The sequence below is a fragment of the Protofrankia sp. Cj5 genome (assembly GCF_917627405.1).
Taxonomy (GTDB): domain Bacteria; phylum Actinomycetota; class Actinomycetes; order Frankiales; family Frankiaceae; genus Protofrankia.
On record NZ_CAKJTO010000070.1, the window covers coordinates 17,939 to 28,827 of the forward strand.

Sequence of the window (10,889 nt, forward strand, 5' to 3'; positions counted from 1 at the left end):
CATGGACAGAGGCCATAAACAGAGGAGATGGACAGAGACCGGGACAGACGGTCAGGATTCCGCGTTACGGACGAGTTCGTCGGCCTCAGCCGGCCACCAGACGCCAGCCGGGGGGTTCTCCCGGCCGCACTCCCCGTCGCTCGCCCCTGGAACTTTGATCCAGAGCAACGCGTCCGCCCGCGGGCTGGCGGTGTCGGTGGTTGGCGCGGCCCCGAGCCCTCGGCCAGGTGGGTTGCACCAGGGATCTCTGATATTGCCGTCGGTCGGGCCTCGTCCATTGCGCGAGGTGTCGACGACGAAATGCGCACCGCCGATCAGCGCCGCGATCACTTCGGCGCGGGCTATCTCGTCCCCGGTCCGGTAGTAGTTCGACACGTTGACCGCGAAGCCACGGGTCCGCCGCACCCCGGCCTGGCTCAGCCGGTCCGCGATAACCGGAGCCGCCGTCCATCCACAGTTGGCACCGTCAAGGTAGACGCTGGTACGGGGCAGCCCGCCGTAGACGTCGACGGCGTCGTTCAGCAACTGATAACGCTCCCGCTGCTGGGCCGCGGGCAGGCTGTCCATCTGCGCGAGCGAATCCGGCTCCAGGATGACAACGGCGGCACGGGCACCGATTCCCGCTGCCACCTGCCGGGTGAACGTCCGGTAGGCGGCAGCGTCGGGTTCTCCCCCGGCGGAGAACCCGGCACCGACATCACGGTGCGGAATCGCATAGACCATGAAGACCGCTGTGGCACCAGCTCGTTCCGCCTGCGCGCTACGCGCCGCCACCTCAGCTTGAACACCGTCACGCAGCCAGTCCCCCACTGAGAAGGCGATCGGCTTGGCCGCGATCGCCGCCGCGCTCGCCCCATTGGCGGCGTCCTGACGTGCGGCTATGGCTGGTTGGCTGTTCGGATCGACGAGAAAGGGCGCGCGGGGCGCCGGGCCGTACGGTCCGGCGCCCGCCACGGCGCCACGACCGGCCGGGTCACCCGCGGGGCACTGCGCGCCGACCGCGTGAAGTGGCCCGGCGCCGTTCGCCGCCGTGCTGGCGCTCCGGGTCGACCTTCCCGCGCCACACCCACTGGCAGCCAGCATGGCGGCGAGGGCCGCGGCTGCCGCCAGACCGACGGCTCGCGTCCGGCGGTGGCCCGCCCGGCGCCGGACGACATCGATACGCCGCACCAACCCGGAGATCGATACAATCACTGTCATCCCACTTGAACCCAGGTGGCGACGGATGGGACGCCCGCGCCGTTGGTCACGAAAAGCATGTACCAGTCTGACGGAAGAAGATTGGGATTCTGGGGCACCTCCAGTGTGAGGTTGCCAGCTGTCTGTTGAACGATCGGTAACGCCACGGAACGCTGCTCGGTGTCGGTGACATGGGTGTAGGCACCCGGGCGGATCAAACGCACCTTTGTCACCGGCTGCGACGATGCCACAGTGATCATCGATCCGCGAGTTATCCGCGGCGGCGCCGAGATGACTTTCGGACGGTCACCCCGGTAAAGGTAGCTGGGCGAATAGACCTCGACCCGGGTCTCGAACGTGTTGTCGTCGCTCAACGGATTCGAACCGAAGACAGCCACCCGCCCGTCCGGGAGCAGCAGGTATTCGGAGTGGTAGTCACGGCCGACGTGTGGGTCCGCCGCCGCGGTGAAGGAGCTCGTATCCGGATGGTAGATCTCGGCGACCCGGGAGTCCCTGGCCCGGTAGCCGGTGGAACCACCGGAGACGAGCACGGTGTCGTCAGGAAGGATCACCGCGCCGGGGTACCGCCTGACCCTCGACATGTCGGGGCCACGCTGGTAACGCGGGGCAGGTGAATCAAGATCTACGATCGCGGTCCGGGCAGTCGCCACCTGGGTGTCGCCGACCCCGCCACCGGCAATGAACATCACCTTCTGCTCCTGAGCCGGAGCGAGCATGATCGTCCCTGCCGTCTCGTTGAGTTCCGGCTCGGGCAGCCCGTCGACCGGCTGGAAGGCGTTGTTCGTCAGGTTCCACAGGCCTGGCTGGCGCTCCGCGACACTCGCCGGGCCGTAGCCCGCGTTGGCGCCGGAGAAGAACAGCCTGCCGTCACCGGCGAGTAGCAGAGCTGGATAGGTGGGAAAAACCTTCCGGAGATCCTGCTGGTCGTCCCATGTCCCGCTGGCTGAGCTGAACAACTCGGTATTGCCCTGGTCGATGTCGCCGTTGCCGTCGAGCCCGGAAACCGCCACCACCAGGCCGCTGGCCAGGGTCACCAACGTCGGATACCACCGGGCATGGTTCAGCTCACCGGTCTTCTCATATCGCTCGGTCACCGGATTGAAAAGGTAGGAGTCCTTGAGCCCCTGGTACTCGTGCTTCTTACCGTCCGGGGAGGCCGGTGCAAGAAGCTCGTATTTCTTGGTGCCCCCCGCTATCAACAGATCACCATTCGGGAGAAAGGCGTGCCCAGCGCAGAAGACATCCCAGGGCGTGTGGACATCGGTAAAGGTGTTCGCGATCGGATCCCACAGCACGGTCCTGAACTTCTTCGCGTCAAAACTGCCCTGGTCGTTACCGGAGCCGGCCATGAGCAGGACCTTCCCGGTATGCAGCATCGCCGCGTGGATCGACCGCGTGCCGCTGTCCGCGACAACGTCCCAGCGTCCATGGCTGCGCATGTAGTCCGGCCGGTGGGACCGCCACCGTTCGTAACGTGCCGCGGTCCACGAGACGGCGAACGGGCCGTTGCCCACGAGAATGACGAGAAGAAAGGCACCGAACCGCAGCATGCGCCACCTGCGCAGCCGGTTGGCCCGGCCGGGCGAGGCCGGCAGCACGGCCATCAGGTCAGCTCCTCAAGCAGGCCGTCGCGGGACACCCGCCGACGCCGCGGCCGGAGCTTCATAGTGACGTCCTCCAGGTGGCCGCCAGCCGCCGAGTAACCGCTGGAGGCCGAAAAACCGCCGAGCACCGGCCGCCCGGTCGCCCGCCCCATCCCGGTCGGCCGTTGGACGGCGGCCGCCGCTCTGATCACTTTCTGCCTGGTCGCCGCAACGGGCCGAGCCGGATCTCCCGGCGGCGATGTGGGCGCCGGGCGGGCCAGCCACCGAGTGGTCTGCTCGCTGTAGGCCCTCGCGCGCGCCACTGCTGGTGGCACTGCTGGTGGCACTGCTGGTAGCACTGTGGATGGCACGGCCAGCATGACCATGTCCTCAACGGCCTCCCCGCGCCACCCGATCGGAGCGGCCACCAGCACGACCGGCCGGGCCGCGGGCCGCGGCGCGGGCCGCGCACGCATCCCGTCGAGTTCCTTCAGCAGGCCCACGGACACCTGGTCCGCGGGCCGGACATGCACGACAGCCGGCGGCGGGGCCGCCGCTGAGCCACCGCCTCGAGCGAGCCGCTGGCCGGCAACCGTGGACACCGCCCACATGGCAACGGGTGCCAGGCAGCTGAGCAGCGACAGCACCGCCCAGACCATGTTGGCCGGGTACACGTTGCCGCAGGCTGCCGCGACGGTGATGGAACCCGTGGAGAGCATCGCCCAGAAGAGGTGTTTTCGGAAGGTCAGGAGCCGATCGGGGCTGGCGCTACGCCCCTTGGGAGTGACGACGAAACCGAGCGGACGCCGCAGTAACGCGCCGACAAAGGCGGTCGAGTAAAAGGGGGTACACAACATCGAGACGAAGATTCCGGAGATTCCGGCGGTTCCCTTCTCCTCATGCGGGCTGATATTGAAACGCCGCAGCCAGATGTAGAGGAGAAGCCTCGCCACCGCGACATCGATGTAGAGGGCCAACCAGGACGATATGCGCACTGTGACCCCGCTGGAGCCCAGCGCCATATAGCTGACGGTGAGCAGCATCCCCATCAGCCAGGTGAGGGCGACCGTCGGATAGTGCAACATCAAGATCAGGTAGTGCAGGCGGCCTCCCCACGACAGTTTCCGCAGCCGGCGCACCGACTCGGTCACCATGACCTCGTTGGAGCCGCGTGCCCATCGCAGCTGTTGGCTGAAGAAGTCGGTCCACGTCGCCGGCCCCTCGCCGACAGCGACAACATCGGGTGTGTACACCGATTTCCACCGCCGGCCGGTTTCCGGGTGGCGCGCCCCGTGCACGGCGAAGGAGGTGGCCAGATCCTCGGTGATCGAATCCTGGAACCCGCCGATCTGCTCCCATGCCGCGACACGGTAGGCATGGTTCGTTCCGACGAACATTCCGCAGTTGAACCGGTTCGCGGCGCGCTGGATCACTGAATGGAACATGTAGTTCTGGGCTTCGGCACCGCGGGTGAGAAACTTCTGGAAGTTTCCGTAGACCTGCGGTCCCACGACGAAGGCGACCTCGGGATCCCGGAAGTAGCCGAGCATGCGCGCGGCGAAGTTCGGTAACGGGATGTGGTCGGGATCGACCGACATGACGATGTCGTAGGACGCGCCGTGGGCGGCCAGCCATGAGTTGTGGTTGCCGTGCTTGGTGCGGGTGCGAAAACGCCCTTTCGGCTCGTTCCACCGTTCGACCCCGTTGCGGGAGAAATGATGGACCCCGATGTCCGCACACACCGCCCGGACTCCCGGATCATTCCCCTCGTCGAGTAACCAGATGTCGATCGGCGTGCCATAGTGGATCCGCCGGGCCGCGATCAGGGTGTCACGCACGACATCGATCGGTTCCTTTGCGGGCACGATCGTCGTCGTGAAGGCGATCCGCAGGCCGTCCGCCGGCCGCACCGGCACCGGATCGCGCATGATAAACGCGGACCAGCAGAGCGTGATCGAGTTAAGCAACCGAATTCCCTCGGAAATGACGATCAGCAGGAACATGACGGCATTGCCGAGACGGACCGGGGCCGGCAGGTACGCGCCCCGGGGAAAATGATCCGGCTGGATCAGCCAGACAAAGAACAACGACGATAACCCAACGGTGGCCACCAGCAGCGGCAGCACCATCCACAGCTCGCGGCCAACCATGACCCGGCGATAGGCGACCCGGTATCTCCCGCTCGTGGCCGGCAGGGTAAGCGGACCCGCAAGGCTCGAAAAAGATATGTAATCGTAGGCCAATTTTGTTCCAAGGGCTCGTGCCACCGACAGGGGAAAGCCACCGAAATCGGTCCGTTCTCGACCTGTTCGCCGGCTGCGATCCGATCACCAGAAAGGCGGGGGCGCCCACGTGCCTCGGCGCCGCCCGCGCTCGTCATCAGGCCGGGTCACCCACTACCCGGGTGAAGCGGCCGACCAGTTGCCACCCGGCCCCGCCCACGCTGAGCGTGACGCCGGCCGCGAGGCTGAGCCACAGGCCCAGGCCCACGTGTGTACTGGCCACGGGATGGTCCGTCTGGAAGGTACCGATCCGTAGCTGGAGGAGTTTCGCGGCCAGGGGATCCCCCGCATCGATCTCAGCGGCGGCGAGGACGGTGATCACAAGACCAGCCGACGCCAGCGCGAGGGACAGTGGACGCGCACGCCGCCCGTCCGGCGGCAACAGGCAGGACACTGCGCAGACAACCCCCAGCAGCAGCACGACCACACCGTTGGCCGACAGCTCCAGCCCGGTACGGCTGACCGCAAGCAGGACCGCCCCGCGGTCGGACAGGGTCGCGCCCGCCCATGGCAGGAGCGTCCCCACCGCCGCGGCCATCCCCGCGGCACCGCATCCCACAATGATCAAATCCGCGGATGGGAACCTGGCTACGTACTCAAGGCCCGCGGGTGAGCCGTCCGATTCGCGAATCGACAAGCTGCCCCCTTCGACACCGGCACAACCACATCAACCCAATGGGTACCTGGTATCGCACAACCACGTCCGGACTTCTCATGATCACGTTCGCAACCAGTGACAAGATGTCTGGACCTGTCCGTTACGGGCCAAGAGGTACATCCGGACGCCCCGGCCCGCCCCGCGCGCCCCGCGCGCCTCCTGGCGGCGCCGGCACGGCGGTTCTCAGATCACCAGATGGCCGTCGCCGACGCCGACCCAGGTCGTCGACGTGAGCTCGCTGGGGCCCATCGGCCCGCGAGCGTGCAGTTTCTGCGTGGAGATACCGATCTCCGCACCGAAGCCGAATCGTTCACCGTCGGTGAAACGGGTAGAGGCGTTGACCATGACCGCAGCGCTGTCGCAGGTTGCGACGAACCGGCGGGACGCCTCCAGCGAGCGCGTGATGATCGCCTCGGTGTGCCCACTGCCCCATTGCCGGATATGGGCCACGGCCTCGGCCAGGGAGCCCACCACCCGGACCGCCATGTCCAGCGAGAGGTACTCGGTGGCCCAGTCCTGCTCCGTCGCGGGCAGCGCGGACGGGTCGTGCGCGCGGACCGCGTCGTCGCCGTGGATCGTCACCCCGGCCTGGCGGAGCGCGGTGAGGACCCGGGGCAGGAAGGCGTCGGCGACACCCGCGTGGACCAGCAGTGTCTCGGCCGCGTTGCACACCGACACCCGCTGGGTCTTGGCGTTGAGGACGATCGCCAGCGCCTGGTCGAGATCCGCGTCAACGTCGACGTATACATGGCAGTTGCCGACCCCGGTCTCGATCACAGGCACGGTGGACTCCGCCACCACCGCCCGAATCAGACCAGCCCCGCCCCGCGGGATCAGCACATCCACAAGACCGCGCAGCCGCATGAGCTGCTTGACGGACTCGTGGTCGGCACCGGGCACGAGCGCGACCGCGTCGGCGGGCAGCCCAGCTCCGGCCGCGGCCTCCCGCAGCACCGCGACCAGCGCGGCATTGGTACGCGCAGCCGACGCGCTGCCGCGCAGCAACACAGCGTTACCACTCTTGAGGCACAGCCCAGCCGCGTCCACCGTCACGTTCGGACGCGCCTCGTAGATGATCCCGACCACACCGAGGGGCACCCTGACCTGGCGCAGCTCTATTCCGTTGGGAAGCCGCCGACCACGGACTACCTCGCCGACCGGGTCGTCGAGGGCCGCCACCTTGCGCAGACCGCCGGCAATGGCGACGAGGCGGTCCGTGGTGAGGGTCAACCGGTCAACCATGGCCGTACCGGTGCCCGCGTCGCGGGCCATCGCGACATCCTCGGCGTTGGCCTGGAGAACTGGCTGGCCAGCGGCCAGGATGGCGTCCGCCATCGCGTACAGGGCACGGTCCTTGTCCGCGCGCGACAGCGGCGCGAGCGTGGCCGCGGCCGCGCGGGCCCGGACCGCGGTCTGGCGGACGTCCTCGGCAATGGTGTTCATGATCAGTTCCTTCCGACCCGACGCCTGCCACCGGAACGCGCCCCACCGCGCAAGGGCCAGAAACGGGTATGTTCCGCGCCGCTGGGGGTTGATGTCCCCGGTTCACTACAGAGGTTACCGGCCTCAGTGGTCGGCGCTGGACGTTCATCCAGGGTCTGCCAGCGCCAGGCGGCGCCTCGCGTCGTTGTCACCAGCCCCGGCAGCACACCGCTACCGGGGCCTGGGCCGCCTCGCGACGCATCCACCTGGCATCCGACAACCCCTTGAAGGACTGCCAGCGCCGACCGCTCAGAGCGCGTTTGAGATCGTCATTCCGGCTCGCCGCGCCCAGGCGCCCCCTGGCCGCGTTGTCGGCCACACCGATACAACTCAGCCGGTATCGCTTCGGCCTTCCGCCTTGCGCCGCACGCACCCCAGCCCCACTCCTTGATCCACACCTCTATTGCCGGGCGCTCTTCGCCCTCGACGCGGTGCCGAACCGGCCGCTGCCGGGACGGGCGGGCCGCCGTCCGGGACCCGCGTGTGGAACCGCCGGAGGCGCGCCTTACCGTGCATGGCATGCTCACGCTGCACACATCCGACTGGCATCTCGGCCGCGCCCTGCACGGGTTCGATCTGTCGGCGGCCCAGGCCGCGTTCGTCGACCACCTCGTCGAGGTTGTCCGTGTCGAGCAGGTCGACCTCGTTGTCGTCGCTGGGGACGTGCACGACCGGGCCATCCCACCGGTCGCGGCCATGCGGCTGTTCGACGAAGCGCTCTCCCGGATGCGCGATGCCGGCGCGCGGGTTGTGGTGATCAGCGGTAATCACGACGCCCCCGCGCGCCTTGGTGACAAGGCCGGGCTGCTTGATCCCCGGGTCCGCATCCGCACGGAGGTGGCTGCCGTCGCCGATCCCGTGACTGTCGAGGACTCCCACGGCCCGGTCCACGTCTACGCCATCCCCTACCTCGAGCCGGCCGCGGTGGCTGCGGCCCTGGCGGACACCGCCGCCAGCGACGGCGTCACCACAGACGGCGTCACCACAGACAGTGCCGCCGCAGGCAGTGCCGCCGCAGACAGTGCCGCGAGCGACACCGCCGGCACGGATGCCGCCGCCGGCACCCTTGCGGCCGATACCGCCACCGGGGGCGCCGGGGTGGCCCGGACCGTGCCGGCCGGTACCGCGGCAACCCATGCGTCGATCATGCGGCAGGCGATGCGTGCCGTCCACGCCGCGCGCGCTCGCCACGGTGGGCGCAGCATCGTCTGCGCCCACGCGTGGGTGCACGGGGGCAAGGGCAGCGACAGTGAGCGCGACATCAGCGTCGGTGGGCTGGCGGCGGTCCCCGCGGACCTGTTCACCGGGATCACCTACACCGCCCTCGGCCATCTCCACAAGCCGCAGGCCCTGCGCGATGACCTACGCTACAGCGGCTCACCGCTCGCCTACTCGTTCTCGGAAGCGGCGGATGCCAAGTCCTCCCTGCTGGTCGAGCTGGACGCGACCGGCCTGGCCGGTGTCGAGGAGATCCCGGTGCCGCTGTACCGCAGCCTCGCCCGGCTGCGGGGCACCCTGGCGGATCTCATGACCTCGGCTGTCTACGAAGCGCATACCGGTGACTTCGTGTCAGTCGTGCTCACCGACCCGGTCCGCCCGATGGACGCGATGACGACCCTGCAACGCCGGTTCCCCCATGCGCTCACCCTGAGCCATGAGCCGGTTGCTGGCGGGGCCGCGGACGGGCTCAACTACCGGCAGCGTATTCGCGGGCGCACCGATCTGGCCGTCGCCGAGGCGTTCCTCACCCATGTGCGGGCCGAACCCGACGAGCGCGAACGGTCGTTGCTGCGGGCGGCGCTGGATGACGCCCGGCTGTCCGAGGACGCCGCCTGATGCGTCCCCACCGGCTGGAACTCACCGCCTTCGGGGCGTTCCCGAACAGCGTCGAACTGGACTTCGACCAGCTCAGGGCAGGCGGTCTGGTGCTGCTGTGCGGCGAGACCGGCGGGGGGAAGAGCACCCTGCTCGACGCGCTCGGGTTCGCCCTGTACGGCACTGTCCCGGGGCTGCGCGCCCGCGCCCGCGACCTGCGCTCGCATCACGCCGACGCCAGCACGGCGCCGTGGGTGCGGCTGGAGTTCAGCCTGTCCGGTCGGCGGTTCCGGATCGCACGCACCGCGCTCTGGGAGCGACCGAAACGTGGCGGCGAGGGCAGTGTCCGGGTGAACCCGACCGCGCTGCTCGAGCGGTGGGCCGCCCCCGGTTGGGAGGTGGTGGCCCAGCGCAACGATGACGTGGGCCTAGAGATCGGCCGGCTGCTGGGGATGACCGCCGAACAGTTCTTCCAGGTGATCATGTTGCCGCAGGGGCACTTCGCCGATTTCCTACAGGCGGACCACGATGCCCGGGAGCGGCTGCTCAAGCGGCTGTTCAGGGTCAACCGGTTCGAGCACGCCGAGCAGTGGCTCGCCGACCAGGCAAAGATCGCGGATGAGAGAGCGGCGAACGCGCGCGGGGAACTTGTCCGGGTGCTGGCACGCGCGGCCGAAGCCGCGGAGACGGCGGAACCCGCTGACCCCGAGGCCGACCCGGAGTGGGTCGCCGACCTCGCCGCCGCCGCGGCGGCCGCCACCACCGCGGCAGACGATCGGGTCGCGATCGCGGCGGACACCCGCCGGCACGCTGAGGACTCCCTGGAGCAGGCTCGCGCGCTCGCCGAGCGCCAGTCCGAACGCCGCGACCTGCTGACACAGCTTGCGGCGCTGGAAGCGGAGCTCCCCGCGGTGGAGACGATGGCCGCCGAACTCGACGCGGCCCGGCGCGCCGGCCCGGTACGCCGGGCGCTGGAACATGTGTGGGACCGCGCGGACAGCCTCGAGCGGGCGCGTTGTGCCCAGGAGGCCGGACGTGACAGGCTGCGGCTGCTGGGTGCCCGCCACGACGCGTCCGTCGACGAGTTGGCGCGGCTGTCCCGTCTCACCCACACGGATGTGGGACGTCTGGAGCAGCTGTCCCATGTCCTGGCCGCAGCGGAGGCCGACGACGCGGCGGCGGCGGCGGCCGAGTCCGACGCCGAGAGCCACGCGGCAGCGCTCACCGCGCTCACCGAGTATCTGCGGACCGAGCTGCCGCAGCGGCGGCACGTCCTCGAGGAGCGGCTGAACCGGGCCCGAGCCAGCGCCGCGGCGCTCCCCGGGGCGCGGGAACAGGCCCGGGTGGCAGCGGAGCTGGCCGGCACCGTACGGCAACATCACGAATCCATGACCCGTGCCGACGAGGCTGAGCGGACCGCCCGCGACGCCCGCATCCTGGCCAGCGACATCCGCCGCCAGCGGTTCGACGCGATCACCGCCGAACTGGCCGCCGCTCTGGTCGACGACTCCCCCTGCCCGGTCTGCGGATCGCTCGCCCACCCCGACCCCGCCGAGGTCCGGGCGGACCATGTCGACAAGGACGACGAGCTGGCCGCCGAAGCCGAGGCCGGCCGGCTCACGGCGGTGGCAACCGACGCGCGCCGCGATGCCGACCGGCTCGATGAGCGCATTCGCACTCTGCTGGGTGAACTCGCCAACCGGGTGGAGCCCGCCTGGAGCACGCCGGAAACAGGATCGGCACGTGCGGACGGCCAACCACCGTCCCGTGCGGTCGAGTCGTTCGCGACGGTCACCGTGGTCGGAGTCATCGACTCGGCCCCGCACGGCGCGGGCGGCACCGATGTGGGCGGCACCGATGTGGGCGGCG

At 69.2% G+C, this 10,889-nt stretch carries 7 protein-coding genes; 2 read left to right on the forward strand and 5 right to left on the reverse strand.

Annotated elements, in window-relative coordinates; all coding sequences use genetic code 11:
• Positions 1-51 precede the first annotated feature (51 nt).
• The 5 genes from MJ777_RS15400 to MJ777_RS15420 all read right to left on the reverse strand — a co-directional run bounded on the left by MJ777_RS15400 (position 52) and on the right by MJ777_RS15420 (position 7,166).
• Positions 52-1,200, reverse strand: coding sequence for a glycoside hydrolase family 6 protein (locus MJ777_RS15400; protein WP_239376966.1), 1,149 nt, complete (start codon positions 1,198-1,200; stop codon positions 52-54).
• The gene (locus tag MJ777_RS15405) at positions 1,197-2,804 is read right to left on the reverse strand and encodes a galactose oxidase-like domain-containing protein (RefSeq protein WP_239308440.1); all 1,608 of its coding nucleotides are present in this window, start codon (positions 2,802-2,804) and stop codon (positions 1,197-1,199) included. Before MJ777_RS15405 ends, MJ777_RS15400 begins: the two co-directional genes overlap by 4 nt.
• Positions 2,804-5,026, reverse strand: coding sequence for a glycosyltransferase family 2 protein (locus MJ777_RS15410; protein WP_239376967.1), 2,223 nt, complete (start codon positions 5,024-5,026; stop codon positions 2,804-2,806). Before MJ777_RS15410 ends, MJ777_RS15405 begins: the two co-directional genes overlap by 1 nt.
• A gap of 136 nt (positions 5,027-5,162) precedes the next feature.
• Positions 5,163-5,702: a hypothetical protein gene (locus MJ777_RS15415; protein WP_239376968.1), complete on the reverse strand. Its 540-nt coding sequence runs from the start codon at positions 5,700-5,702 to the stop codon at positions 5,163-5,165.
• 204 nt (positions 5,703-5,906) lie between these two features.
• Positions 5,907-7,166 carry a glutamate-5-semialdehyde dehydrogenase gene (locus MJ777_RS15420; protein WP_239308437.1) on the reverse strand — a complete coding sequence of 420 codons (1,260 nt, stop codon included), beginning with the start codon at positions 7,164-7,166 and terminating at the stop codon, positions 5,907-5,909.
• A gap of 558 nt (positions 7,167-7,724) precedes the next feature.
• Here MJ777_RS15420 and MJ777_RS15425 point away from each other — a divergent pair.
• Complete coding sequence (locus MJ777_RS15425) at positions 7,725-9,041, forward strand: exonuclease SbcCD subunit D (protein ID WP_239346191.1); 1,317 nt, start codon at positions 7,725-7,727, stop codon at positions 9,039-9,041.
• Positions 9,041-10,889, forward strand: a 1,849-nt coding sequence (locus tag MJ777_RS15430; RefSeq protein WP_239376969.1) for an AAA family ATPase, incomplete at its 3' end; no start/stop codon positions are given. The genes MJ777_RS15425 and MJ777_RS15430, both read left to right, overlap by 1 nt.

Bases quoted from the DNA above. Each gene is read 5' to 3' on its own strand.
- MJ777_RS15420 (WP_239308437.1), bottom strand. From the start codon at position 7,166: ATGAACACCATTGCCGAGGACGTCCGCCAGACCGCGGTCCGGGCCCGC.
- MJ777_RS15425 (WP_239346191.1), top strand. From the start codon at position 7,725: ATGCTCACGCTGCACACATCCGACTGGCATCTCGGCCGCGCCCTGCAC.
- MJ777_RS15405 (WP_239308440.1), bottom strand. From the start codon at position 2,804: ATGGCCGTGCTGCCGGCCTCGCCCGGCCGGGCCAACCGGCTGCGCAGG.
- MJ777_RS15400 (WP_239376966.1), bottom strand. From the start codon at position 1,200: ATGACAGTGATTGTATCGATCTCCGGGTTGGTGCGGCGTATCGATGTC.